This window comes from Crocinitomix catalasitica ATCC 23190 (assembly GCF_000621625.1).
GTDB lineage: Bacteria > Bacteroidota > Bacteroidia > Flavobacteriales_D > Crocinitomicaceae > Crocinitomix > Crocinitomix catalasitica.
In genome coordinates this window covers 294,820-321,662 of sequence record NZ_JHXV01000001.1, presented here as the reverse complement: position 1 = coordinate 321,662, position 26,843 = coordinate 294,820, and the positions used below count along the sequence as shown (strand labels likewise).

30 protein-coding genes are annotated in these 26,843 nt (G+C 34.1%); 13 read left to right on the top strand and 17 right to left on the bottom strand.

Translation table 11 applies throughout. The features are described from left to right. Positions 1 to 3: 3 nt before the first annotated feature. The 6 genes from T367_RS0101635 to T367_RS0101610 form a co-directional block, all read right to left on the bottom strand. On the bottom strand, positions 4 to 429 hold the full coding sequence (locus tag T367_RS0101635) for an OsmC family protein (protein WP_027418284.1): 426 nt from the start codon (positions 427 to 429) through the stop codon (positions 4 to 6). A 194-nt stretch (positions 430 to 623) separates the two neighbouring features. Then, entirely contained in the window at positions 624 to 1,016 is a 393-nt protein-coding gene (locus T367_RS0101630; RefSeq protein ID WP_027418283.1) for a hypothetical protein, read from the bottom strand. A 169-nt stretch (positions 1,017 to 1,185) separates the two neighbouring features. Next, positions 1,186 to 2,217 (bottom strand): glycosyltransferase family 2 protein, encoded by a 1,032-nt coding sequence (locus T367_RS0101625; RefSeq protein WP_245593009.1) that lies wholly within the window; start codon positions 2,215 to 2,217, stop codon positions 1,186 to 1,188. After that, on the bottom strand, positions 2,205 to 3,200 hold the full coding sequence (locus T367_RS0101620) for an NAD-dependent epimerase/dehydratase family protein (RefSeq protein ID WP_027418281.1): 996 nt from the start codon (positions 3,198 to 3,200) through the stop codon (positions 2,205 to 2,207). Before T367_RS0101620 ends, T367_RS0101625 begins: the two co-directional genes overlap by 13 nt. A gap of 47 nt (positions 3,201 to 3,247) precedes the next feature. Continuing rightward, complete coding sequence (locus T367_RS0101615; protein ID WP_027418280.1) at positions 3,248 to 3,772, bottom strand: lipocalin family protein; 525 nt, start codon at positions 3,770 to 3,772, stop codon at positions 3,248 to 3,250. A 270-nt stretch (positions 3,773 to 4,042) separates the two neighbouring features. Continuing rightward, entirely contained in the window at positions 4,043 to 4,783 is a 741-nt protein-coding gene (locus T367_RS0101610; protein WP_035842017.1) for a DUF547 domain-containing protein, read from the bottom strand. A gap of 18 nt (positions 4,784 to 4,801) precedes the next feature. On the opposite strand from T367_RS0101610, the gene T367_RS0101605 reads away from it, so the two are divergent. Further along, positions 4,802 to 5,482, top strand: a complete 681-nt coding sequence (locus T367_RS0101605) for a TIGR04283 family arsenosugar biosynthesis glycosyltransferase (RefSeq protein WP_027418278.1) — start codon at positions 4,802 to 4,804, stop codon at positions 5,480 to 5,482. Position 5,483: 1 nt separating this feature from the next. Here the strand turns inward: T367_RS0101605 and T367_RS0101600 are convergent, their stop codons facing one another. The 4 genes from T367_RS0101600 to ffh form a co-directional block, all read right to left on the bottom strand. Next, positions 5,484 to 6,590, bottom strand: a complete 1,107-nt coding sequence (locus T367_RS0101600) for a BamA/TamA family outer membrane protein (protein ID WP_084274267.1) — start codon at positions 6,588 to 6,590, stop codon at positions 5,484 to 5,486. 48 nt (positions 6,591 to 6,638) lie between these two features. After that, positions 6,639 to 6,995 (bottom strand): SdpI family protein, encoded by a 357-nt coding sequence (locus T367_RS0101595; protein ID WP_027418276.1) that lies wholly within the window; start codon positions 6,993 to 6,995, stop codon positions 6,639 to 6,641. A 72-nt stretch (positions 6,996 to 7,067) separates the two neighbouring features. Next, on the bottom strand, positions 7,068 to 7,976 hold the full coding sequence (locus tag T367_RS0101590; protein WP_027418275.1) for a ribonuclease Z: 909 nt from the start codon (positions 7,974 to 7,976) through the stop codon (positions 7,068 to 7,070). Positions 7,977 to 8,009: 33 nt separating this feature from the next. Next, entirely contained in the window at positions 8,010 to 9,362 is a 1,353-nt protein-coding gene (gene ffh, locus T367_RS0101585; protein WP_027418274.1) for a signal recognition particle protein, read from the bottom strand. Positions 9,363 to 9,437: 75 nt separating this feature from the next. On the opposite strand from ffh, the gene T367_RS0101580 reads away from it, so the two are divergent. Further along, the gene (locus tag T367_RS0101580; RefSeq protein ID WP_027418273.1) at positions 9,438 to 9,980 is read left to right on the top strand and encodes a hypothetical protein; all 543 of its coding nucleotides are present in this window, start codon (positions 9,438 to 9,440) and stop codon (positions 9,978 to 9,980) included. Here the strand turns inward: T367_RS0101580 and lysA are convergent. Beyond that, on the bottom strand, positions 9,967 to 11,148 hold the full coding sequence (gene lysA, locus T367_RS20995) for a diaminopimelate decarboxylase (RefSeq protein ID WP_316930842.1): 1,182 nt from the start codon (positions 11,146 to 11,148) through the stop codon (positions 9,967 to 9,969). The two genes, T367_RS0101580 and lysA, sit on opposite strands and share 14 nt — an antisense overlap. 76 nt (positions 11,149 to 11,224) lie before the next feature. Between lysA and T367_RS0101570 the strand changes: the two genes are divergently transcribed. The 6 genes from T367_RS0101570 to T367_RS0101545 all read left to right on the top strand — a co-directional run bounded on the left by T367_RS0101570 (position 11,225) and on the right by T367_RS0101545 (position 15,867). Then, positions 11,225 to 11,896 carry an aspartate kinase gene (locus T367_RS0101570; protein ID WP_035842012.1) on the top strand — a complete coding sequence of 224 codons (672 nt, stop codon included), beginning with the start codon at positions 11,225 to 11,227 and terminating at the stop codon, positions 11,894 to 11,896. Positions 11,897 to 11,981: 85 nt separating this feature from the next. Further along, on the top strand, positions 11,982 to 12,932 hold the full coding sequence (locus T367_RS0101565) for a glycosyltransferase family 2 protein (protein WP_027418271.1): 951 nt from the start codon (positions 11,982 to 11,984) through the stop codon (positions 12,930 to 12,932). Between the two features lie 15 nt (positions 12,933 to 12,947). Next, entirely contained in the window at positions 12,948 to 14,084 is a 1,137-nt protein-coding gene (locus T367_RS0101560) for a glycosyltransferase (protein WP_027418270.1), read from the top strand. Next, positions 14,074 to 14,667 carry a D-glycero-alpha-D-manno-heptose-1,7-bisphosphate 7-phosphatase gene (locus T367_RS0101555; RefSeq protein WP_262485452.1) on the top strand — a complete coding sequence of 198 codons (594 nt, stop codon included), beginning with the start codon at positions 14,074 to 14,076 and terminating at the stop codon, positions 14,665 to 14,667. Before T367_RS0101560 ends, T367_RS0101555 begins: the two co-directional genes overlap by 11 nt. A 7-nt stretch (positions 14,668 to 14,674) precedes the next feature. Further along, the gene (locus tag T367_RS0101550) at positions 14,675 to 15,409 is read left to right on the top strand and encodes a toxin-antitoxin system YwqK family antitoxin (protein WP_027418268.1); all 735 of its coding nucleotides are present in this window, start codon (positions 14,675 to 14,677) and stop codon (positions 15,407 to 15,409) included. 77 nt (positions 15,410 to 15,486) lie between these two features. Further along, positions 15,487 to 15,867, top strand: coding sequence for a DUF1987 domain-containing protein (locus tag T367_RS0101545; RefSeq protein WP_027418267.1), 381 nt, complete (start codon positions 15,487 to 15,489; stop codon positions 15,865 to 15,867). Here T367_RS0101545 and rsmG read toward each other — a convergent pair. The 3 genes from rsmG to T367_RS20990 are packed head-to-tail and all read right to left on the bottom strand — an operon-like array spanning position 15,864 to position 18,228. Then, the gene (rsmG, locus tag T367_RS0101540) at positions 15,864 to 16,496 is read right to left on the bottom strand and encodes a 16S rRNA (guanine(527)-N(7))-methyltransferase RsmG (protein WP_027418266.1); all 633 of its coding nucleotides are present in this window, start codon (positions 16,494 to 16,496) and stop codon (positions 15,864 to 15,866) included. The genes T367_RS0101545 and rsmG overlap by 4 nt on opposite strands. Then, positions 16,496 to 17,104, bottom strand: a complete 609-nt coding sequence (locus T367_RS0101535) for an RNA polymerase sigma factor (protein WP_027418265.1) — start codon at positions 17,102 to 17,104, stop codon at positions 16,496 to 16,498. Before T367_RS0101535 ends, rsmG begins: the two co-directional genes overlap by 1 nt. Beyond that, a complete protein-coding gene (locus T367_RS20990) occupies positions 17,098 to 18,228 on the bottom strand; it encodes a glycosyltransferase (RefSeq protein WP_051568276.1) in 1,131 nt (376 codons plus the stop codon). Before T367_RS20990 ends, T367_RS0101535 begins: the two co-directional genes overlap by 7 nt. Before the next feature lie 71 nt (positions 18,229 to 18,299). On the opposite strand from T367_RS20990, the gene tgt reads away from it, so the two are divergent. The 4 genes from tgt to T367_RS20985 are packed head-to-tail and all read left to right on the top strand — an operon-like array spanning position 18,300 to position 21,899. Then, complete coding sequence (tgt, locus tag T367_RS0101525; RefSeq protein WP_027418264.1) at positions 18,300 to 19,430, top strand: tRNA guanosine(34) transglycosylase Tgt; 1,131 nt, start codon at positions 18,300 to 18,302, stop codon at positions 19,428 to 19,430. A gap of 3 nt (positions 19,431 to 19,433) precedes the next feature. Next, a complete protein-coding gene (locus T367_RS0101520; protein WP_072032144.1) occupies positions 19,434 to 20,510 on the top strand; it encodes an LptF/LptG family permease in 1,077 nt (358 codons plus the stop codon). A 1-nt stretch (position 20,511) separates the two neighbouring features. Continuing rightward, entirely contained in the window at positions 20,512 to 20,931 is a 420-nt protein-coding gene (locus T367_RS0101515) for a hotdog fold thioesterase (protein ID WP_027418262.1), read from the top strand. Beyond that, positions 20,931 to 21,899: a chorismate-binding protein gene (locus tag T367_RS20985; protein ID WP_051568274.1), complete on the top strand. Its 969-nt coding sequence runs from the start codon at positions 20,931 to 20,933 to the stop codon at positions 21,897 to 21,899. Before T367_RS0101515 ends, T367_RS20985 begins: the two co-directional genes overlap by 1 nt. A 301-nt stretch (positions 21,900 to 22,200) precedes the next feature. Here T367_RS20985 and T367_RS0101505 read toward each other — a convergent pair whose 3' ends face one another. The 3 genes from T367_RS0101505 to T367_RS24805 form a co-directional block, all read right to left on the bottom strand. Next, positions 22,201 to 22,986, bottom strand: a complete 786-nt coding sequence (locus tag T367_RS0101505) for a hypothetical protein (protein ID WP_027418261.1) — start codon at positions 22,984 to 22,986, stop codon at positions 22,201 to 22,203. Between the two features lie 1,589 nt (positions 22,987 to 24,575). Then, positions 24,576 to 24,986, bottom strand: a complete 411-nt coding sequence (locus T367_RS0101480; RefSeq protein WP_157454084.1) for a hypothetical protein — start codon at positions 24,984 to 24,986, stop codon at positions 24,576 to 24,578. Between the two features lie 116 nt (positions 24,987 to 25,102). After that, positions 25,103 to 25,501 (bottom strand): hypothetical protein, encoded by a 399-nt coding sequence (locus T367_RS24805; RefSeq protein WP_157454083.1) that lies wholly within the window; start codon positions 25,499 to 25,501, stop codon positions 25,103 to 25,105. A 433-nt stretch (positions 25,502 to 25,934) separates the two neighbouring features. On the opposite strand from T367_RS24805, the gene T367_RS23535 reads away from it, so the two are divergent. After that, positions 25,935 to 26,804, top strand: a complete 870-nt coding sequence (locus tag T367_RS23535; protein WP_051568273.1) for an OmpA family protein — start codon at positions 25,935 to 25,937, stop codon at positions 26,802 to 26,804. The last annotated feature ends 39 nt before the right edge of the window (positions 26,805 to 26,843 follow it).

Genomic DNA, 26,843 nt, shown 5'->3' with positions numbered 1-26,843 from the left:
ATACTAGTGTGCAATTTCTTTCCCGTTTAAATGCAGAGAATAAGTAATCTCTACTGATTCTCTTAAGGTTAGCGCTACAGAACAATATTTTTCAAAACTCAATGAAGCAGCACGAACGAGGTTCTTTTCAGGAATGTCTCCTAAAATATCAATTTTCAATACCATCGATTCGAGTTTAGTACTTGTTGCAAGTGGAACAGTATTACCAATCACCTCAACAGTATAATCCTCTACCTCTAGTTTTTGATTTTTCAAAATCATTATAATATCGATAGCATTACATCCCGCAACCCCCATCAAAAGCATTTCCATTGGACTGGCACCTTTAACAGTTACACTATCCGTATTATCCATTAAAACCGGCACTCCCGATTCTCCTTTCGCCTCGAATAAATATTCATTATTCAGTCTTCTCGCTGTAATCCTCATTCAAAAATAATTTTCCTTAAAATAACAGATTAATAATCAAACCACCAAGTTTAAAGTAATCTTGTATACAAAAATACTCTATCTATTATTGAAAAGCTGTCATTCCTTGCTTCAAAAAGTAAATTTTGAGCATTATTAAAAAAAAGACCTCAACTAATTAAAGTTGAGGTCAAAATAACTATGTACGAATTATATTATTTCGTTGCTTGTGGTTTTCCGTCATACGCATATACATATTTGCCATGCGTTTCGTCTATCTTCGTTAACTCCCAGTTCTTTGAAACATTAGGATCTTTAATTCCTTCAACATTTTTAATTGTAATAATATACATCGCATTTGGAACTCTAAACTGACCTTTCCATGAAATTGACGAAACTTTCACTTCTTCACCAGGAGCAATAACAAAAGTTTGCGCTGGAGGAATTGGTGTTACTTTTTTATTTGACTTGTCAACAACAACTTCAATATTTGCGCTTGTATTGTTGACAATGTAATGATCAGATACAAATTCAGTATCCGTTGTTTCTTGAGCAAAACTCATTAAACCCGCTGCGATGAATAGAAGTGATAAAATAGAACGTTTCATAATTTAATTTGGTTTTAATTTATTAATAAATATTTTATAATATGTTTAAGACGAGCGAGAAACAGTTTCATTTCAATTTAATTTTCGTTCGTCTTATCGATATACAATTCCATTAAACAAACATCAAGCCAAAATCCAAAAACCCAACACTAACAACTGAATACCAATACTATATAAAAAACCAATAATCTTTTCGGGGAATTTTACCTAAAGCATCAATTTCATTTTGAATTTCTTTTTTCCCATCTGGTGATGATACAACAATCATGATCTGTGGATTTTCGATTTCTTTTACAACATCGAAATGTTGCATGCGTATACCATAAATGTCTTTACCAATTTTCCGCTCACTATCACAAACCCATATAAATTCCATTTCGTTTTCTAGAATTATTTTGGCCATATCCTTCCCATTTCTTCCACCACCCCACAAAACCAAAGGTCGTGTAGGATCACGGTCTATCTCATAAAAATAGCGCATTTTCATATCGAAATATCGGTTATCTTTATACTCCTCCCAGGTTCTCGAAATTCTATTATCACGATCGCGCCAAAAATGTAATACTTTATCTATTCCAACGATATTTAAATTGTGCTTATACATTCTAAAGCATAAATCATAATCCTCTGGATAAACCAAAGGATTAAAAGCATCAATTAAATCCAAATCATCTTTGTGAATTATCCATGAATGCGAAGGAATTACACATTCTTTATAAATTTCATCCTTGTGTAGACTATGTTTAGCAACGTGATTCAACCATTTTTCATAACGCAAAAAGCCGTCCCCTACTTCTCCCTCATCTACAAAATGCTCTGTGCCTCCTGCTATTACCGTTCCTTTCCCATAAGGCATCCATGCTTCAACAAGTGTCTCCAGTTTATCGTGCGGCATTTTATCATCCGAATCCATCCGATTGATTAAATCACCTTTGGCGAATTTATATCCGTATTGTAGCGTTGGTATTAATTTCGGGGTATCAGAATTCAATGCTATAATTCGACTGTCAAGGCCTGCATATTCCTCGATAATCTCTTTCGTTCCATCAGTTGAATGGTCGTTAATTGCCAGTAACTCCCAATTTTTATACGTCTGATTCAAAATAGAATCTAAACAATCTCGGAGGAATGGCGCAGTATCTTTAGCCGCTAGAATAATTGACACCAATGCTTGTTCTTTCATAAATTTTATTTTCGCCATGCCGATGGCAATTCTTTAAGTATTTCAATATTATCGAATTCACGACTTTCTTTTGCTCCGTTTTTCTGGACCCATTCCCACATTTCTGATAATGCTTTCGAAAAAGGGGTCACGCTGCCCGGTTCGAACTGATCATTAAACTGGTTATGATTCGCATACGCATGTTCCACCTCTTCTCTTGCTTCAAGAAAATTAGGTTGCGCATTGATTCCAGTAATTTTATTTAACGCTGCTATCAATTCGATTATGGTAATTGGATTGTCACTGCCAATATTAAAAACCTTATTGTAAGCAGCATCAATATTCACTGCATTGGCAATAAAAGGAGCAACATCATCAATGGCCGTAAAAGCACGACTTTGATTTCCATCTCCAAAAACTGATAAAGGTTGATTTTTTAATAATTGATTCATGAAGATACCTACCACATTGCGATATTTATCTCCAATATTTTGCCTTGCGCCAAACACGTTATGTGGTCTAAAAATGATTGAGTTTAAACCAAACATTGATTTTGCATTTTTAAGATCCATTTCCACAGCAAACTTTGCAATCCCATAAGGATCTTCAGGATTAGGAAATTGTCCTTCGTGATAAGGCAATTCATTTTGTCCATAAACAGCGATAGAAGATGTAAAGACAAAGCACTTTACATTAAAATTAACGGCAACATTAATTAGATTAATGCTGCCTATTAAATTGTTTTCGTAATTAAATTTTCGAATGAAATGACTTAAGCCTTCTGCTGCATAAGCAGCTAAATGATAAACATAATCGAAATTATACTCCTTAAATAATTCATTCACTAAGGTAACATCTGTAATACTCCCTTTGCAAAATATAGCAGCAGGATTTATATTATCAATTACACCACCTGACAAATCATCGAGGATGATCACTTCATGTCCATTTGCTATTAGTTGATCAACCACATGAGATCCAATAAATCCTGCACCTCCAGTAACCAATGATTTTAGATTCATGGTTACAAAACTAGCGCTTTTTTCAATTTAACCTATCGCAAATAGATTTACTCCTTTTCTACACAAGTTTGATCAACTATTTTAACCTTACCTGTATCAAAACCTTTCTCACTAGCCAATTGAATTAAGTCGTTATAAAGTGTTTTATCCATTGTTTTATCACGTGATAAAATCCAGAAATAATCTCTTGATGGTGAACCTATCATTGCATATTCGTAATTCTCACCTAAATTCATGATATAATAATCACCCGCAAACGGCCAGAAGAATGTTACTTTTAACTGACCAGGATAGTCGCTATTTGGAATTTTCGCCCAACCTTCTGCTGTTTCCCATCTTTTCGTTTCTGAATCCATTCCTTTATTCAATACACGTACTTTACCATCTTCCATTAAGGAATAATTGGCGGTAACACATGTCAAGTTGGTTTCAAATTTATTGGGTAGGCGCGCAATTTCATACCAAGTACCAGCATATTTTTCTAAATCAACTTTATTTGCTGTTGCTAATTCTTTATTCTGCGCACAAGAAAATAAGAAGACTAAACTGGCAACATATATTAGATATTTCATATTCGTTTTTTTTTAATTTAATAAATGATTCTTAATACTATCCTAACTTATTTAATAGATAACTAAAATCAGGCTAAAAACAATAAAGTACTATATACTAGTTGATTAAATATAATTTCATAAAAAAAACTGAGCAGCAAGTACGCAGTTTTTGTAGAATTAATCCCCAGATTTTAAGTTATATCTTATGCCCGACGCCCTCTAAAACCTATAATTTACTGCAATAAGAAATCGCAGTAAACGGTAATAATCGAGCTGAGAATAGTAATATTATTTCGAATCATTCAGTTTCCAACTATAATCTAAATATGAAATTTCTGTATTGTCCGATATTTTGACGCTTGAATATTCATTGATAAAAGCATTAATTGATTCATATCTGTCTGTAAAATCGCCCTTAAACCAAGTAAAAAGTTTTGATAATTGTGCTTTTTCAGCGGTAATAATATTCTTTGATTTATCCTTTAAAAAGTTCCTAGATTGTTCGGCCAGTTGTTTTTCTAGATTTGCTCCAACAAAAGCTTCATTTCTCAGTGGCGGGCAAGATTCAGAAGCACAGTTAACTGCAAAATGTATTCTAGGTTCATTAAAATCCTTCCGAATGATTCCGTGTTCTATATTATTAAGGTCATACGTTTCATCTCCAATTTTAATGAATTTAATATCCCATGCTGTATTCACTTTATAAATACCTCCACCCAATTCTTTAATAGATTGAACTGGATAGTTTTTCACAATTAACTTTATCGTAAAAGCATTGTAAGCATTAATCCAAAACGCCAATTGATCATCTTTTGACCAGGTAGAATTGGGATGATTATTACTTAAAATAGACAAATATTTATCCAGTGCGGCCTCATCCTTTTTAAATCCTTTATAATTCACATTACCTTTTGCATCAACGTATTTCTTTAGTAGATTTGTCCACTGTGTATGCTCCAGATGTTCTTGAGCTTGCGACAAAATCCCTAATGGAAATATTAATAAAAATATATAAATTTTAAATCTCATAATTCTTCTATTATTACGGTGAAACTATCCATTATCATACCAACTTTAAACGAAGCTTCATCTATAGGACGATTAATCAAACGATTGCTTACAGCTCCTTCCGAAGCACTAGAAATTATAGTGGTTGACGGAGGTAGCAAAGATGATACTTTAAAAATTTTAGCGGAATTACCTGTTCAAGTCATTCATTCAAAAGCTTGTAGAGCTGTACAATTAATAGATGGTATTGCCCAAGCTACAAATGAGTATTTATATCTAGTTCACGCAGATACTTTACCACCTCTTACTTATTATGAAGATGGTATTACAGCATTGCAGAAGAATAAAGCAGCCACATACCGCAGTCAATTTGAGCAGGGACCTTTCATGCTTAAATTAAATGCCTTTTTCACGCGATTTAATTGGCTGATCTCTCGTGGTGGAGATCAATCCTTATTTATCCATAAAAAAACATATTACGACCTGGGCGGATATAATGAGGATTGCAAAATAATGGAAGAGTATCCGCTTTTGGAGAAATTAATGCAAAACAAATATTTAATTGTAATTCCTAAAACGATACTTATTTCAACACGGAAATACAATGGTAGGTCCTGGTTAAAAGTCAGTCGTGCGAATTACTTCGCTTTTAAGATGTATGGAAAAGGAGAACCTACCGAAGCCATTCGTGCAAAATATTTAGAATTATTAGGGGAGTAATTTAAAACGCTTCACCTATTGTAATGTAGAATTGGAACCCTTCGTTAGCATGTGCGACATCTGCTCGTATATGACTCATTTGTTTTTTATTCAATTGAAAACGCAAACCTGCTCCATAACTTAATTTTTGTTTTGTATTAAAAAGATCATTCAAAGTTGGACTCACTGTTCCTGAAGATACAAAAGCCGCTCCTCTTAAACGTTTATATATAGGATAACGATATTCGATTTGTAGCAATTCGATATTTCTATCGATAAATCGACGGTCATTAAACCCTCTCCCTCTTTTACCTGACGACAAATAATAATGGGTGAAAAATGGTGCATCTCCGAAAGTAAATCCTGAATAAAAATTAGCAGCGATGGTATGTTTTTCTTTGATGGTATAATAATAGCTCAAATCAAATTGCAGCAATGAATAATCAAAATTAGAACCAGTATACTGATCAGACACTTCATAAACGGCATTGGCAAACAGACCTTTCCTTGGATAAAAAATATCATCACGACTGTCATAAGTAAGCGACAAACCAATCGTACTTATTATTCCGCCTTTAATTCCTGTTGGATTTTGAGCAGTTAATAAGCTATCAGTCCGTGGAATTTTAAAATTATCAAATCGATATTGAATTCCAGCCAAAAAATGATCGGTTAGCCGATAAGCCAAAGTAGAAATCACTCTTGGATAAGTAGCATCAAACGTTTCTAAATCGTCTTTTTCAGCATCGATTCCAATACCAAAATAATTATAGAAATATCGATAATAACCTAATTCTCCGTGCCATTTCCAGTTTTGTTTAAAATAGACTTCGTAAGGAATAAAAAGGAGGAATTGTTTTTTTAAGGTATAGGATAATCCCAATTGAATTTGGGATTTGCGCCAAGTCTTAAATTCTCCCGCATTAAATACCATGATTCCTACAGCACCAAAAGCAAGACTCGTTTCAGGCAAATAAAAGGCCAATGGGAAAGCGGTGATATTAAAATCTTCTTTTGATTGGTAAGAAGTATCTGAAGCTATGCTATCATTCGGTTCATTAGCACTATCAACCTGACTTATCAGCGGTTGACACAAGCAAAAGGATAAAACAAACAGGCAGAAGCGCATAGAATTATTTAAATATAGGTCGTTCAAAACTAAATCTCCTTACAAAGCTTATTCACGTGAATGTTTGTTCTTTTTTTTCAATTCTGACTCCGTTTTAAGAATCAATAAAACGGCTCCTAAAACCACCATTGAAATTGAAATTATTCCACTCAATGTCTCTGATAATTCTAACCATGAAGAACCAAAACCGAGTATAACATATGAGGCCCCTAGAATCACCATTAATTTCGCAGAATAGGTTTGAGCAAATTGCCAATTCTCTTCTGATTCCATTGACTGTTTTGTGCGATACCCGTAGATATGGTTAATATTTTTAGGCGGAAAGATCAACATAATAATTCCTACAAGCAGCATCACTGTTCCAGCTGCAGCCAATATTGTAAAAAGAGGAGCTAATTGACCCATGATTTAAAGATAAGTCGAAATAAATTAAAAACCATCATATTCCAGATGACTTCTACGAGAATTTGTAAACGGTTATAATTTAAAAGCTTGGCCATCTTCAACGCAAACGACATTGTCAAAAACCCCAATCGCTTCAGCTAGGAGTTCTACGGTGTCTTTATAACGTGCTGAAAAATGACCTAGAAGTAGTTTCCCAACCTTTGCATCCTTCGCTATCGTAGCAGCTTGAGCAGCTGTAGAATGACCTGTTGCTTTTGCTCTTGACTTGTGCGCAGTTAAAAAAGTAGCTTCGTGATACAAAAGATCCGCACCTTCAATCCAATCGGTTAAACGCGGTAAATACTTCGTGTCTGAGCAGTAGGCAAATTGCAACGATTTTTCAGGAGGCAAAGTACAATCCTCATTCTTAATTGTGATTTCATCACGCATTACATTTTGTCCTTTCTTCAAGGCTAAAATCTCAACAAGACTGAGGTTATATTTAGAAATTGCACTTTTTCTAATCTTATGTTCTTTTGCTTTCTCTTCGAATAAAAAGCCGTTACAAGGAATGCGATGTTGTAATGGAAAAGCGTATATATTGAGTTTATCATCCTCAAATATTTTAGTTTTTTCAGTTGGATCGACAGTAATAAATTCGAGTTCGAACCCTAAATAGACTTCTGTTAATTTAAATTGATGTCGGATAATTTCTTCTAATCCAACCGGGGCAAATATGGTTAATTTATTATCTCTTCCCAATAAATTCATGGAGGAGATTAAACCGAAAATTCCTAAAAAGTGATCCCCGTGTAAATGAGAGATGAAAATATATTGAAGCCTTTGAAATTTAATTTTGAATTTGCGCAGTTGTAGTTGTGTACCTTCACCACAGTCAATCAAAATTCGGCGTTCATTAAAATTCAAATACTGAGCCGATACGCCCCTATTTAAATTTGGAACTGCAGAACCAGATCCGAGTATGGTTAATTTTAAAGGCATCCGGTAAGTTAAAGAATATTTAGTTAATGTCGACTACATTCCTGGAAGTCCACCCCCACGCATACCTTTCATTTGACGCATCATATTCGCCATATTCTTTTTATTGCTCATTAAGTGCATCACTTTTTTGGTCTCACTGAATTGTTTGATCAATTTATTGACATCTTGAATAGAGCTACCAGAACCTTTTGCGATTCTATTTTTTCTCGATCCATTTAATAAGCTAGGTTCTGCGCGCTCTTTAGCCGTCATTGATTGAATAATTGCTTCAATACCTTTAAAGGCATCATCGTCAATATCTACGTCTTTCATTGCTTTGCCAACCCCAGGAATCATTCCCATAAGGTCTTTGACATTACCCATCTTTTTGATTTGTTGCAATTGCGCATAGAAATCGTCAAAATCAAATTTATTTTGAGCAATTTTTTTCTGTAGCTTTTTTGCTTCCTTCTCGTCAAATTGTTCTTGAGCCTTTTCAACTAAAGAAACAACATCTCCCATTCCCAAGATACGATCCGCCATCCTTTTTGGATAGAAAACATCTAAGGCATCCATTTTTTCACCAGTACCAACAAACTTAATTGGTTTATTCACTACTGTCTTAATAGATAGGGCAGCTCCACCACGTGTATCACCATCTAATTTGGTTAATACAACACCATTAAAATCAATTTTTTCGTCAAATGCTTTTGCAGTATTCACAGCATCCTGACCTGTCATGGAATCAACAACGAATAATGTTTCAGTCGGATTGATTGCTTTTTTAACAGCAGCAATCTCGTCCATCATCTGCGTATCAATAGCCAAACGACCAGCAGTATCTATAATAACAACATTAAAGCCGTTACTTTTTGCATATACAATTGCTGCTTCAGCAATCTTTACAGGATTCTTTTCTTCACGATTAGAATAAACCTCTACTCCTAGTTGTTCACCCAATACATGTAATTGGTCAATTGCAGCAGGACGATAAACATCACAAGCCACCAAAAGAGGATTCTTACGCTGTTTATTCTTCAGCCAATTGGCTAATTTACCAGAGAAGGTTGTTTTACCAGAACCTTGCAATCCAGACATTAAAATAATTCCTGGACTTCCTTTATAGTTTACATCCTCTTGTTCACCCCCCATTAAGTTGGTCAACTCTTCATGACAAATCTTTGTCAATAATTGACCAGGAGAAATTGTGGTTAACACATTTTGTCCTATTGCTTTTTCTTTTACGGTATTTGTAAAATCTTTAGCTGTTTTAAAGTTAACATCCGCATCCAATAGGGCTCTTCGCACCTCTTTTAACGTTTCTGCTACATTTATTTCAGTAATTTGTCCATGCCCTTTTAAAACTTTAAAGGCCCTGTCAAATTTATCGGTCAAATTTTCAAACATCTTCTTAACTTTATTTTCTGAACACAAAGATAATAATTTTATAATCGCTTACCAACGCAAATTGTAGAATCGAGAATGAATATAAAAGAACAGCTCGCAGTAACACATTCAAGAGACAATGCCAACCTCGTTATCAACTATATAGGTAACGATGAACAGAAATTTGCTGAATTAATGGATTTATTTCTTTATGGTGAATACAGAACAGTTCAGCGCGCCAGCCAGCCAATTTCTATCATTGTCGAAAAAAACGCTGATTTAATAAGTCCGTATTTAGCGGATATTATCAAAAACCTAAAAAGGAATCCTATTCCTGCTGTGAAAAGAAATACGATGCGATTTTTTCAATTCATCGATATTGACGAATCAATTACTGGAGAGTTATTTGATATCGCCCTATCTTATTTAATCGCAATAGACGAACCTGTTGCGGTAAAAGCATTCTCAATGACGGTTCTCAGGAAAATATGTACGGAATATCCCGAACTCATTCGAGAAGTCAGATTCCAAATAGAAATCCTTGTTCAAGAAAAAGTATCGGCAGGATTGACACATCGTGGCGAACACGAATTAATCAAGCTAAAAAAAATAGAAGACGATTTTCTTAAGCGTACTTAAGCATCCTTAAAGACGTACTCACTTTAGGCTTTAAATTATTCCCTATTGCTTCTCTACCATTATAACGCAATGACATGGATTCAGCATAGGCGCCGCACGAACGAATTGTAACGATATCACCTCGGTGTAACTCAGGTAAACGAATGTCTTTTCCAAAACAATCACTCGACTCACAAATTGGACCAACAACGTCGTAAAATTGAGCAACATCAACAGGATCGGCATTTAATTTTTCAATTTTATGCACTGACCCATAAAGAGCAGGACGCATTAATTCTGTCATTCCGGCATCCATCACTGCAAAGTTTTTATTCTCAGATCGTTTAACATAAAGCACTTTCGTTCTTAAGCTACCACATTGCGCAACGATCGATCTTCCCAATTCGAAGTGAACAGGAATATTTACTAAACTAGTCAGTCCTTTTTTAAATGTATTAAAGTAACCTTGAAAATCTGGAATTGCATTCAAATCAGGTTGATCATAATCTATTCCTAATCCGCCTCCGACATTTAAAGAGGTTAATGGTCCGATTTTCTGTTCAAATTCAGGAATAATTTCCAAAATGCGCTCACATAGGTTGGCAAAAACATCCATTGTTGTAATTTGAGAACCAATATGGAAATGCAAACCAGTAATATCGATCGAATTTAATTCGCTAAGATCATTTAATAAAGCTTTGAATTCTAAAACAGTCAATCCAAATTTATTTTCAGCCAATCCAGTAGAAATTTTTTCGTGTGTCAAAGCATTCACATTTGGGTTCAATCTGAGTGCAATTTTTGGACAAACATTCAACTGTGTAGCCAACTGATTTATCACATGAATTTCTTCTAAACTTTCACAATTAATCATCCCTATTTTATGCGTTAAGGCGATAATTATTTCTTCATCCGTTTTCCCAACACCAGCAAAAACAATAGATTGAGGATCAAAACCTGCTTCAATTGCCGTTTCAATTTCCCAACCACTAACACAATCAGCACCGAAATTATTTTTAGCAATACGTTTCAAAATTTCCATATTATTATTCGCCTTTATAGCGTAATGAACATAAAAAGATTCGCCCATAATATTGGACTTAATAGCTTCCAAAGTAGCATCTAAGACGTCAAGGTCGTAAAAATAATATGGTGTATTTTCCATTGATTTCAATTTTTTTGTACAAATTTATATCATATTTAAATACAAATGTTATTTTCATTATATTTGCAATACATTTTTAACAAACTGTTTTATTTTTAACATGGATAGATTAAGTAAGGTCATCGAAAAGCTCATTAATCAGTCTCCTTTTGTACAGGAGGCCATTACAGAAGGCTTGATCAATATTAGTTCGCTCGCGAGGAAATTAAACCCTGAGATTAAAACACTCATGGGGAAAGATATTTCGGATAGTGCTATCATAATGGCGATTAAACGAATGCCACCTGGCACGAATCAGAAGATTGAGCACCGTATAAAAAACTTTATGCGTCAGTTGGGCGATTTAATTGTACGAAGCAATCTTGTTACTTGTACTTTCAAGAATTACGTTGGTATTTCTCAAGATCAAGCAAAATTCTTATCTCAAATTAAAGATATAAGTGACAACTTCTACACTGTATCTCGTGGGGTAACTGAGACAACTATTATCACAAACGAACAATTCAAGCCGAAAATCATGGAGATGTTCAAGCAAGAAGATTTGATTGCAGAAATGTCAAACTTATCTTCTATCACTATGAAACTGCCAGTAATTAATACAGAGATATCTGGTGTTTATTATTATCTATTGAAAAAACTAGCTTGGGAAGGAATTAATCTATCAGAGGTTATTTCTACAACAAATGAGTTCACGATAATTGTTGACACTGCCGAGGTAAGTACTGCTTTTAGTGTACTAATGAACCTAAAAAGCGAAACATTAAACATGTAATACCGTTAAATAAATTTTGTTTTAGCTTAATTTAACGCTCCATTACTATTCTAAAAAAATTCAAAGAATTAACTTTGATTCTAATATGACCGATAATTTAGATATTTCAATAGTTGTTCCTTTATACAACGAAGTAGAATCCTTAAGTGAGCTGCATGCTTGGATTTTAAAAGTTGTTCAGAAAGAAAAGCTGACATACGAAATCATCTTTATTAATGACGGAAGTACAGATGGTTCTTGGAATATGATAGAATCATTAAAGACAAAGGACTCACATGTACGGGGTATAAAATTCCAGCGGAACTACGGAAAATCAGCTGCATTGCACGTTGGTTTTCAAGCCAGCAAAGGTGACATTGTAATTACAATGGATGCAGACTTACAAGATAGCCCTGAAGAAATTCCAGGCTTAGTTAAGATGATCAAGGAAGATGGTTTTGACTTGGTATCTGGCTGGAAGAAAAAAAGATACGATCCGATCTCTAAAACCATACCTACAAAAATTTACAATGGTGTAAATAGATTTATGAGTGGCATCCAATTACACGATATGAATTGCGGCTTAAAGGCATATCGTTGTGAAGTAGTAAAATCAATTGAAATTTTTGGTGAGATGCATCGCTATATCCCAGTCATTTCTAAAGCTGCTGGTTTTGGAAAGATTGGAGAAAAAGTTGTACAACATCAAGAACGAAAATACGGTGTGACAAAATTCGGATTAAATCGTTTTGTGAATGGTTTTTTAGATCTTTTCACAATTACATTCATTACTCGGTTCGGAAAAAAACCAATGCACTTTTTCGGATTATTGGGCACATTATTCTTTACCATAGGTTCATGCATCACTCTTTGGTTAATCATCAATAAATTATGTATTGACACAGGATCGAGACTATTAGCGAACAGACCCGAATTCTATATTGCTTTAACAACAATAATTATCGGAACACAACTATTCTTAGCGGGTTTTATAGCAGAACTTATTGGAAGAAATTCTACGACTAGGAATAATTACCTCATTGAAAAAGAAATTTAATTCTTTGCTGCCGCCATGGCGAATAAATCAGAAAAAATAATTTTAATCTCTACTGCCTTCCCGTATAGAGGTGGTATAGCAGCTACAACTGACCGTTTGGCGCAAGAATATATTAAACGTGGAGCGAACGTTGAAATATGGACTTATAAACTACTGTATCCTCAACTTATATTCCCGGGCAAAACACAATACCACGATTTAGACGAGCATCAGGCGCCAGAAAATGTAATCATCAAACGCAAAATCAATGCAATCAACCCGTTTAATTGGATTCGTGTTGGATTGGCCTTAAAAAAGGCAAAACCGAATAAAATCATCATTCGATATTGGCTTCCTTTCCTCGCACCATGTTTAGGCACCATAAGTTGGTTAGCTAAATCAAATAAAACAATCGCTTTAGTTGACAATGTTATTCCCCATGAAAAACGTTTTGGAGACAAAATATTATCAAGTTTTTTCTACGGGAAAATGGATGCTTTCATCGTGATGGCTGAGCGTGGCATAAATGATTTACAAGCTATATTTAAAGTAAAAAAGCCTATCACCTACTCGCCTCATCCGGTTTTTGACATTTATGGTGAACCTGTTTCAAAAACGAAAGCATGTAAGCAACTCGAATTAGACGTACAAAAGAATTATATCCTTTCCTTTGGATTGATTAGAAAATATAAAGGCGTTGATTTACTAATCGATGCTTTTGCAGTATTCAAAAAGAATGCTCCAAACCACCGACTTTTAATTGTGGGTGAAGCTTATGACGACTGGAATCTATATCAAGATAAAATTGAAAAATACGGTTTAACCGAAGACATCATTCGCATCGATAAATTTGTAGATGATCAATCCGTCAAATATTATTTTTCAGCTGCCGATTTCTTGGCATTGACTTATCGTAATGCGACACAAAGTGGCGTAACACAAATAGCGTATAGCATGAATTTACCGGTATTGGTTACCAATGTCGGAGATTTATCAAATACAATCCCTCACGACAAAGCCGGATTTGTGGTCGAAGCTAATCAAGCAGCAATCATTGAAGGATTAATACAAATGGGAAAAGCCGAAAACATTCAACGTTATCGAAATGGAATGGAGATAGAGAAAAGCAGATTTGAATGGTCGTATTTATGCGACAATCTAGATCAATTTTAATAGAAAACAGGTTCAAACCAAGAAAATAATGAAATTAAACGACCTTAAAATAGATAAAACCTGGACCTTGTTTTTAGACAGAGATGGTGTTATTAATGATCGACTAATTGATGATTATGTTAAACATTTACACGAGTTAAAAATAATTGACGGTGTGCCAGAAGCCATTAAAATTTTCACCGAACAATTCAATAGAATCGTTGTTGTAACCAACCAACAAGGAATTGGTAAGGGCAATATGACTGCAGATGACTTAGCGATCATTCATGGTTTTATTGCTGATGTCATAAAAAGCAATGATGGCAAAATAGACGAATTCTATTTCGCCCCGCAGCTGGCAAAAGAAAAGAGCAATTATAGAAAGCCAGGCACAGGAATGGGATTGGCCGCACAAAAAGACTATCCTGAAATTGATTTTAAAAAATCTCTAATGATTGGTGATTCAGAAACCGATATTGAGTTTGGTATGAAATTAGGTATGAAAACTATAATGTTAAAAAATGGTGGTAACGTTTCTACCAAAGCTGATTATATTTTTACAAATTTGTTTCAAGTTGCGCAAGCACTAATAAACAAAAACTAACTATTCCATGAAATTATTGATCTATACTATACTACTTCTCCTTCCTTTAGCTGGAATATCACAAGTCAACCAGAAAGACAGCCAAGGAAGAAAACAAGGGGTTTGGAAAAAACCTTATGCCAACAATACTGTTTTTGAATATGTTGGTCAATTTAAAGATGATAAACCTGTAGGAACATTTAACTATTTCTATCAATCAGGCAATTTAAAAGTCGCTTTAGAATTTAAGTCAGATGGTAAAACCAGTTATGCAAAAATGTATCACGAATCTGGATTCTTAATGTCATCAGGCAAATATATTAACAAGATAAAAGACAGTACTTGGATTCATTTTGATGATCGCGGTTTTGTAAGTTTTCAAGAATCTTATAAAAACGGAGTTTTAGATGGCGAGAAGATCGTTTATTACGAGCCTGAAGGGAATACTTATCCTGTGGCCGAATATTCTAACTACAAAAACGGTGTTCTGCATGGCGAATACAAAAAGTATCATCCTAATAAAAAACTTGCCGCAGAAGGGAATTATGTGGACGGAAATAAAGATGGCGTTTTTAAACATTATCACCAAAACGGTAAAATCGCCTTGCTTGAACGTTATAAATATGCTGTGAAACATGGTTATCAAATAGCCTATGACTTAAAAGGCATACAAGAAGGTTATAAACTATACTGGGAAGGTAAAGAACTAAAGGGTGAAGCACTTAAGCTCAAAGAAGCCGAACTGAAAGAAAATAGAGATTAAATTATTTAATCTTTATAATTCCTTAGGCCCAATAAAATTAAATTATTTAGTTATATTTGGTAAAACACAACCACCTGATGGACGTAATTACTGAGGGAAGCAAACGTACACCAAAAATTAGAGCTGATTTCGATGATGGAATCATAGAGATTTCAGGCATATCATTGCCTGAGAATGCTTATGATTACTTTCTACCGTTACACGAACTCTTAGACAATTATATCACCAATCCGCGTGAACGTACTACCTTGAATTTTAAAATGGAATATCTTAATACTGGTTCAGCCTTATCAGTAAGAAACTTGATTCTAAAATTGAACAATAAATTGCCCAAAGGAACGCTGGATGTGAATTGGTTTTATGAATTAGATGATATCGACATCCTTGAAACAGGACAGGAATTAGCTAGTTTATTCGATAATTGTACTTTTCAATATATAGAAGTAGATGAGTTTTAAATCATTTTAATATAAACAACCTTCTTCGTCTCAAAAAATTCCCCTTCAAAATAATTCGATAATTCGGTTACCTCTTTATGTCGTTTTACAGGCTTCAATTCTGCATCCAAGTCACCACCTTTTAAATAAAAAATACCATTAGGGTAAGCATTGATTTGTTTGCTTTTGAATTTATTATCAACCCAAGGAATGAATTTTTCCATTTGCGTAACTGCTCTACTGACAACAAAATCGTATTTACCTTTAATCTCTTCCGCCCTAATTTGTTCGGCTTTAACATTTTTAAGCCCCAAAGCTTCAGCAGCACCTTGCACGACTTTTATTTTTTTACCAATAGAATCAACCAAATGAAATCTTACCTTCGGGTAAAGAATAGCCAACGGTATACCCGGAAAACCACCACCAGTGCCAACATCTAAAATATCACTCCCAGGTTTAAACTGAGCAACCTTAGCTATACCTAAAGCATGAAGCACGTGCCTTTCGTAAAAGAATTCAAAATCTTTACGACTTACAACATTTATTTGTGCATTCCATTCTTCATAAATCGAATATAACTTTTCGAATTGTGCTTTTTGGTTATCACTCAATTTCGGAAAATGAGAATAAATCAGGTCAACGCCGGTCATTAAATAGTGTCTTTTGTGTGAACAATCATTTCAGCTAAAAATGCACGCGCTCTGAATAGTTGCGCTTTTACAGTTCCTAATGGTAATTTCATCTCAATAGAAATCTCTTCGTAAGTCAATTCTTGAAAATATCTTTTCTCAATTAAGTCACGATATCTTGGTTTCAATTTTTGAACAATTTCTCTCATCTTCTTCACCTTCTCAACTTGCATTGTAAGCTCTTCTGGATCCTTTGCCTCACTTTGCACATCAATCCCCACAGTTTCACCATCACTGTTCACATAAGCCGTGTCCATAGAGGTTACTTTGATTCGTTTTTTACGAATGAAGTCGATCGCATTATTCGATGCAATTTTAAAAAGCCAAGTACTAAAAGCAAAGCTTGGGGAATATTGATGTAGTCGGTTAAAGGCTTTACCAAACGCTTCGATCGTTAAATCTTCCGCATCATCCTCTATCCGTACCATTTTAAGCATCATATAATAGATAGACTCGCGGTACATTTCCATTAATTTAGCATAAGCCAGTTGGTCACCATTCAGCGCCTTTTCAACCAATGCTAAATCTCTTTTACCTTTATCCGATAAATTATCATTTGTTTCTACCATTTACCCTTTTCTGTTCTATCTGATGAGTAATATATGAACGGCATTAAAAAAAAGTGAACCAACTCAATTAATGGATACACCGCAACCAAATCTTTCATTTTTAATTTTCGGAATAATAATCCGTTAATTAGCCAATAAAAGACAAATCGCAAACCAAAAATTAGCAGCACGAATAACCACCATTCATAATAAAACATTAAAATAAAGAAAGAAAACAGCATCAAAAGCATGCTCATAGGAAATATTCCTAAAAATATTTTGTTAATAAGTCTATATTCTGTTGCTGTTGTATAATGCCTTTGTTTCTGTCTCACCCACGCTTTCCAGCTGCGTTTTGGTTCCGAATAAACAAAACTTTCCGGTTGAATAGAAACGGAAACATTTTTGCCGTTTGCTGCTTCTTGCATGAATAAATCGTCATCTCCACTTTGAATGTGGTAATGTTTCTTAAATCCAAGCACATCAAAAAACTGTTGTTTGGTATAAGATAAATTCCTGCCTACCCCCATATATGGCCTTCCCATTAAAGCCATTCCCATATAAGTACTTGCAATTGCAGTTGTATCAAAACGAATTAATTTGTTCAAAACTCCTTTTTCAACCTGATAAGGACCATAACCTATAACAATAGACTTATCATCTACATAACCTTGCATCATTTCCTTTGCCCAGTTATTTGAAGTAGGCCTGCAATCCGCATCAATCAATAATAAATGTTCGTATTTCGCTCCTTTAATTCCAACCGTTAAAGGAATTTTCTTCCCAAATTTCCGGTGTTTATTGCGCTCTAACTCAATTAATTTTAAATTGGGATATGTTTTTTGAAAAGCTTTAATTAAATGCCCCGAATCATCAACACTTTGGTCATTGACAACAATTACTTCAAATTCGTGATAATGCTGATCGAGGATTAAAGGCAGGTTTTTCACCAAATTATCCTCCTCGTTCCGCGCGCAAATAATGATGGAAACAGGTTTCAATTGCCCACTGATGTTCTTCTGTTTATAGATCAGTAATCTAAACGGTACCAAAAACAGGTACAGCAGTTGTAAAAATACGGCGACTAGAAAAACAATGAAGACAATGCTTAAAAAATCAGTTGAGATATGTGGAATTAAATGCATATTAAAGTGTTCACAAAGGTTCACATAATTTAATATACCCTATATTTGTTTTTCTTTTTTTTATCAACAAAATGAATTTCATATTAGAAACACAAGATAAGGATACCAATGCAAGAACTGGTACCATCCAAACTGACCACGGAGAAATAAAGACCCCGATCTTTATGCCTGTGGGCACTATTGGCACGGTTAAAGGGGTGCATCAACACGAATTAAGAGATGACATTCGCGCGCAAATAATATTGGGAAACACTTATCATTTATATTTAAAACCAGGCTTAGAAATTATTCAAGGTGCTGGCGGACTACATAAATTTAATGGATGGGAGAAGCCATTATTGACTGATAGCGGGGGCTATCAAGTGTATTCGCTCTCTAGCACACGTAATATTGATGAGAATGGTGTTGAATTCCGTTCGCATATTGATGGTAGTAGACATTACTTTACACCTGAACGTGCTATTGACATTCAACGTGTAATTGGTGCAGATATCATCATGGCTTTTGACGAATGTACACCTTACCCTTGTGACTATGACTATGCTAAGAATAGTATGGAAATGACACATCGTTGGTTAAAACGTTGTAAAGATCAAATGGATAAAACAGATGGTTTATACGGCCATTCACAAGCATTATTCCCCATTGTTCAAGGAAGTACCTATACTGATTTAAGAAGAATTAGTGCTGAGACCATTGCATCTTTTGACATGCCAGGAAATGCAATTGGTGGATTATCTGTTGGTGAACCGGCTGAAGAATTATACGAAATGACTGAAGTGGTTACAAGTATTTTACCTAAAGACAAGCCACGTTACTTAATGGGCGTTGGAACACCAGCGAATATATTAGAATGTATCGCATTGGGAATTGACATGTTTGATTGTGTAATGCCTACCAGGAATGCAAGACATGGCATGATATTTACGAGTAATGGCGTAATGAATATGAAAAATGCCAAGTGGAAAGCTGATTTTACGCCCTTAGATGAAAACGGAACGTCTTATGTCGATTCTGTTTATACAAAAGCTTATGTAAGGCATCTTTTCCACGCTAAAGAATATTTAGGTTTACAAATTGCAAGTATTCACAATTTAGCCTTTTATCTTTGGTTAGTCGGTGAAGCACGCAATCAAATTGAAAAAGGAACGTTTAAGGCTTGGAAAGATGAAATGGTTCCGAAACTAAGTCAGAAATTATAATTTGTGATCCTAAAAAAACTCGATCGGTTTATTATTAAAAAGTTCTTAGGGACTTTTGTCTTTATGCTGTTTTTGCTGATGTCAATCAGTATGGTGTTCGACTTATCTGAAAAACTGAACGAGTTTATCGCCAATGGTGCTCCATGGGATGAAATATTCTTGATTTATTACACCAACTTTTTCCTTTATTACGGTGTCCAATTTAGTTACCTACTCAACTTTATTTCGGTAATTTGGTTCACCTCTAAAATGGCTGGAAATACTGAAATTGTTCCAATACTAAGCTCTGGCGTAGGATTTAAGAGGTTTTTAAGACCTTACTTTATATCCTCTTCAATTTTAGTTTTGGTTACTATATTAATGTACAATTTCGTATTGCCCGTTTCCAATAAAGCGCGAATTGAATTCGAAGAAACTTATTACCGTGTCAAGGTCAATAAATCGAATTTTAGACTGCAAGTCACTGACAATCAAATGTTATATTTCTACAATTATAACGCATCAACCAATCGTATTAAACGCTTCACTTTAGAAACTTGGCAAGACCATCGTTTGGTGAATTCATTCACCTCTGAAATTGCATACGGTGATACGCTTTCTAAAAATTGGACTTTTGAAAATTGTGAAATAAGAAAATTAGGTGCTTTCAACGATGAAGTGCGTTATTATGAAAATTTCGATACCACCTTAAATTTCGGTATCAAAGATTTAATTTTCAGACCGAATATCATTGAGTCGATGGATTATAAAGAACTCAATAACTTTATAAAAGAACAGGAATTAAAAGGCTCAGATGACGTGCCCAAATTCTTATTAGAAAAACACAAACGTTGGGCATCTCCATTTGCCATTTTCATTTTAACATTAATTGGTGTTTCAGTCTCTAGTAAAAAATCAAGAGGTGGGCTGGGAATTAATCTCGCCATCGGATTCGGCATCTGTTTCCTCTATATCTTCTCCATGCAAATTACAACAGTTGCTGCATTGAACATGGGATTCACGCCATTTTTAGCTGTTTGGACACCCAATATTATCTTTAGTTTTATCGCTTACTTTTTGTATTTAAAAGCCCCAAAATAAGATGTTAAACACAGAATTATCACTTGAAAAATTAAACGCATTTTCTGAGAATACATTAATCTCTCATTTAGGAATTAAAATAATCGAGGTAAAGAAAAACGCTATTGTTGGAACAATGCCTGTTGACGCACGCACACACCAACCTATGGGTTTATTGCATGGCGGAGCCAGTGCAGCTTTAATGGAATCGCTAGGTTCGTTAGGTTCGTCATTGTTGATTGATCGAACAAAACATTCTGTTGTTGGCCTTGAGATCAACGCCAATCACGTACGAGGTGCAAGATCTGGAATTGTAACTGGCGAAGCAGTAATCATTCATGCTGGAAGAAAATCTCATGTATGGCAAATTGATGTGCGTGATGAAAATAAAAAATTAGTCTCAACTGGTCGATTGACAGTAATGGTGATTGACATAAAATAATGATTGCCTATTTCGCATACCGCTTACCAGGTGAAAGCACCGCCAAAAGTTTTAAAGGTAATATCTCAGAAATATCAAAAACTGATAACATTACCAAGGGAGTTTTGATCTCCTCTTTTGACGGTGATCAAATGTATGCCATTACAGATTTAGAACCTGTCAACCTATTAGCATTTGAATTCCATCTGGCTGAGAACACCAATATTGAGCAACCCAAATCCGAATACGAACAAGTTTTCACAGCCTACAAATCCGCTTTAAACTCCCCTGATTACGAAAAACTAGTCCTTTCTAGAGTTAAAATAAAAGATCGAAACCAAGATCCACTTCAAATATTTAATGCCTTAAATAGTAATTATTCCAATACGTTTAATTATTTGCTAAGCGCTGAAAGCACCGGCACATGGCTGGCTGCAACACCTGAGTTATTATTAAAAAGCAAGCATAACACCATCAATACAGTTGCTTTAGCAGGAACAAAAACACCCAAAGAAAATTGGACAGAGAAGGAAAAAGAAGAGCAGCATATAGTACTGCTAGAGATTTTAAAAGTCTTGCAAAAAAACAATTGCGCAGAAGTTCACCATTCCGAAACTTACACTGCTGATGCTGGTAAAATTCAACATTTAAAAACCGATATTTCGGCAGTAACGAACAATAAAGACGATTGGAAAAAAATCCTTTTCGATCTCCATCCTACTCCAGCCGTTTGTGGTTTACCAACTGATAAAGCAAAGACATTTATTTTGGCGAACGAAAAACATGACCGCTCACTTTATACAGGTTTTGTCGGTCTAGTAGAAGAAAATACCCAACAATTCTACGTCAATCTTCGCTGCATGCAATTAACCGCCACCCAAGCCCAATTATATGTAGGTGGTGGCATCACACTTCCCTCAAAACTAGATCAGGAATGGGAAGAAACCGAACGAAAAGCCGAGACTTTAGGTCGTTTTTTAACGGAGTAATACTGATTTGGGCGTTTCACCTCCTTCCGTCGGCGGCGCGCTTTCCGCTCTAATCTTTTTTCTAACAAAAAAAGGATATCCGCTGCAATCGCTAACGCGAATAGATAAAGGACAAAAGATGGAAAGAGGAAAGACCATGTTGGTTCAAAACTACGGTGGATTTGAGTAACACGAGCTATCCACACAATTTGGTTTTAACGCCAAACGTGTCTGACTAATGGCTGATGAATATCCCGCGCAGCCGGTGTTTAGTTTTTAATTATTTGTGGGGTTTCGTGAATGCCTTGTTTTTAAGCACGGTCTAATTTTTCATACCACGATAATAAAAGACTTCATTTTCTGGTGTATAAATTGTGTCAACAATATATGTGTTCATATATAATTTTTTCACATACTCTGTTGTCCATTTATCCGTATTAAAACCAATATAATTAAACGAAGAATCCAAAATGGATTTATTAAATTTAACATCATCATTATATGGAAAATCTGAATATAGATAAAATAAAGCCATCCAAGTTTCAAATCTATTGTCATTATTTGCAAAGTAAAAGTCCAATAGCAAACTTAAAAGTGTTCCTTGGTAATCATATTTTTGATAATACTCTTTAGTAACTGAAGTTTTAAGATCAAAATAGGCCGCATCCATATATGTTATGTTCACTAATAAGTACTCAATATATTGAGTAAATTCATTGTCTTTTAGTTTATCTTGCACTTGTGGAAATAACCTTCCATTAAAAGAATAATCAAACCCACGTTTAAAATGAATTTTAAAAAATATTTTAGATGGTATCTCTTGCTGATTCTGAATAAAAATTTTAGCGAGAAGATAATCCTTTAATAATTCTGCAAACTCTAACGTTTCATTTACGGTAATTATGTTTCTTACATTAATTATTATTGAATCGTTCTTTTCTATTTGTGTAACATTTACAGTTGCATTGGTGTCAATTTTCGAAACCGCTGACATCATTAAGTCTTCGATTCTAGCATTACTATATCTCTCATCAATTTTGTTTTCCTGATTAAAACTACAAGATAATAATGCAAAAAATGCAATTAATATTTGAATTAAATTTTTCATTTTTGCTTTATTTATAATCTCCTCCGCTCCCTAATAGCTCCCAGTTCCGTAGTACCAGCTCCATAGTAGCTGCGAAGCTGCACTTATTACTAAGCAACATATATTTTGGTATATCTACAAAGTTTTTTAACATATAATTTTCAACATCTAAAAATAACATTAAATACGATGTTTGAATAAAACCTCAATTAATTAGGTTGTTGCAAGGTGTTGAATGTAGGGCATGGTTTAAATCTGCGTAGCCATTCATAAACTCTTCGCACCGGTATGTATGACTGATTATAACGAATCAATTGTCTAAAAATCAGTTACAATTCGCTGTGCTGCTTATACCTTATTACAGTTTCAAAAAAATGACTAGAAAAAGCATTATTAATAGGCTAGATATAGACAAAAGTGAATACAACAAAAATGATTTTGATGACGAAACATAACCCTTTTCTTTTGCAATACCTTTATATTTTGCCTCATGAATTAATTTAAGATAGATTAAAACGCTGTAGACAACTGATAATAATAAAACAAAATATCCTCCATATTTCAATATTGAGCTATAAAATACATACTCATAGTTAGTCATAAGGCTAAATAGAAAAACTAAAAAAACAAAATATAAATACGTTGATAGTATAAATATCACTAAAACAAATATCTGTGAACTTTTTAGTGAGCCAATATAATCTACGTTTTCTTCAGATTTTAGAAAAATTTCACACCATTTTCTCTCCATAATTTTACTCATCAGAAACTTCCAGCTCCGTAGTAGCTGCGAAGCTGCAGTTATTACTAAACAACTTATAAGTTGGTATATCTACAAAGTTTTTTAACATACAATTTTCACCATCTAAAAATAACATTAAATACGATGCTTGAATAAAACCTCAATTAATTAGACTGTTGCAAGGTGTTGAATGTAGGGCATGGTTTACATCTGCAGCTGTTGGCATAGAGGATAAATATCCTCGAAATTAGGTTTGGAGTTGCCTGTGTTTATTTGTTGGAATAGTTATTATTTCAGGTTTAGTTAGTAAGTACAGGATCAATATCCAGCGCAGCCATTCACAAACTCTTCTCACCGGGGAATTAGTTACAATTTACCGAAAAAAATACTGCCAATTTTCAATATTACTTATTAAATATTCTTTTTATTTCCAATATTATACTAAAAATAATAACCGTTACAAGTATAAAATAATCGATAATTGCTAGTATTCCCAATTTTTGCATTACAAGTTTATGAAGTAGTATTGCAATATACAATATTAACATAATAAAAGTTTTGCTTCCAGATAATCTTTTAGGTGGCATATAAAAAATTATCATTGGCATAAATGACATGAGAATAAAACTCAATTTTATAAGGCTGCCATCTACAAAAAACATGATTATTTGAGATAGGACAACAAGTGAGCATAAAACAAAATAGTAAGTAGGCTTAAAAATAATCATAGGTTAAAAAAATTTATTGATGTACAACAATAGCCTTATTAGATATTTCACCGACCGCATTAGAAGCTCCAATAAATAATAATTCGAAGCTACCTAATATCTCAAATTTTGCGGCAGGTTTTGTGAATGCCTTTCAACACTTAGATTTCCAATTCTCTTAATTTAAAATAATCATCAATATCCAAATAATATGTTGAAACTTTTAATTGTTTTTTTCCACCCTTAAAAAAATCAAGTTGGGTTATGTCACCTTTTTTATTTTTTTTCAATCTTAAATCATCAAAAACAATCTGATTCCGTTTAAAAAAAACACCTAATATTGAAGTTGTACTGCTAATTTTATCTATTATTATAAATGGTTCAATAATCGCATGAATAAAATTCCAAAAAGTTAGAATGAACCCAAGAAAAATTAATATTGTATATGAGTCTAAAATCACTCCCTTAGAATAAATAGTTCCACATAAAATAATAGTCATAACTAGAAAAAATAACAAAGCAAAAATCTTAGTGTTTTTAGATTTGTTTAATACTAAAGAATCTATACCCATAATTAAGTTTTAATTTTATTTCAGATTTGACTGCTGTGTTTTATGTTTATTTATTGCACCCTACTCACCCAGCTCCGTAATAGGCGCAAAGCTAGAACTGGATTTTCAGAATCCCTTCAAATCCATCCTTCAACTTTATCACCTTTTTGAATTCCAAACCCCTCTATAATATCTTCTCCATCTATTAATTTTAAATGTAAAGTATAATCTTCTTGTTGTACTTTGAAATGTCTATTTTTTACATTCTTTACTTTAATTCTCTTATTCAAATTTATTTCACTACGAATTCCTTCAAAAATAATCGAATAGAATGCTGCAACATCATCATATTCAAGATTGTATTTTAATCTCTCTTCCAAACTATTAAAGTATTTATCTAAAACTTGCTTATCCTCTAACTTAACAACATCAATAATAAATTCTTTTATGTAGCAGCGTGGCTGATAATTAATACAAAAACTAGTTGTTGTTGAAAACGCTATGCAAATTGATATGATGGTTAGTAAATTTCTCATTAGTCGGCACTTTTTTCTCGTTCCTCCGCTCCGTAGTAGCTGCGCTGCTGCAGTTATTACTAGGCAACATATATTCTGGTATATCTACAAAGTTTTTTAACATACAATTTTCACCATCTAAAAATAACATTAAATACGATGTTTGAATAAAACCTCAATTAATTAGGTTGTCGCAAAGTGTTGAATGTAGCGTATGGCTTACATCTGAGCAGCCATTCACAAACCCTTCGCACCGGTACACTATAGCGGCTACGAACCGAAATTAGGCATGATTCCTATTGCCTTTTTTTGCCTTCTCGCTTTTGCCTATTTGCCTCTTGCCTCTATTATCTTTTTTCTTTGCTCTTTTTTTCTTTGCTCTTTTTTCTAAACATGTAACCAAATTCCTTACTTACGTATATTAAAAGGAACACTATTTGATAGTTCAATAAATATGCGATATTTAACACTCCTTCTTTTACTCATATCTCAATCCATTTTTGCACAATTGGCCTTTTTGGAAGGCACGTGGCAAGGAGTTTTGATCGAACAAAATCAATCTCCTAAAAACGGCACTGCTATTTGGATGGAAATGAAGATTGATAAAGATTCAGGTGAGATGACGGGTGAGTGCAGAATGGAAACTCCATTCACCAATTATTATGCATATAAAAGTATGTTTGGTAAAACTACCAGTCGCAACGATTTAACTTTTCAGGATGTCCTTATTGGTTCGCAAAAAAATGTTGGTGCCAATGTTTGGTGTTTAAATAAAGGTGAATTAAAATACAATGACACTACGGGATACCTTGAAGGTACTTGGTCTTCGACGGATTGCAAACGTTTATCAGGTCAATTAATCCTCTTCCGTTCGCGGGATAATATGTCGAAAACGGATACAGTTTCTAAATACCATTCCTGGTTCAATAATTTGGTTGCTGACTTAAGTCGAGGTTGGAATGCCTATTATGTGAGGAATGCCGAAATGAGAAGTTTCGAATTCGTACCTGTTTATTTCGCGCATGACAAGGATGAATTAAGGACTGATTTTGAATCCTACCTGAAAAAAATGGCAGATATCGTCAACTCACATACGGATCTTCGTATTAAAATCATCGGACATACCGATTCAAACGGCCCAGACAAATACAATATCGATTTATCTTCAAGGCGCGCTGCAGTGATTCGTGCATTTCTTGAAAAATCTGGCGTTAAACCTGATAAAATTATTATTGAATTCCGCGGTGAAAATGATCCTGCCAAATCGAATGATACATCTGTAGGAAAGAGTTTTAATAGACGAGTAGACTTTGAATTTATTTGATTTTTTTTTTTGCGTTTGGAGGTAATAGTTTAATTAACT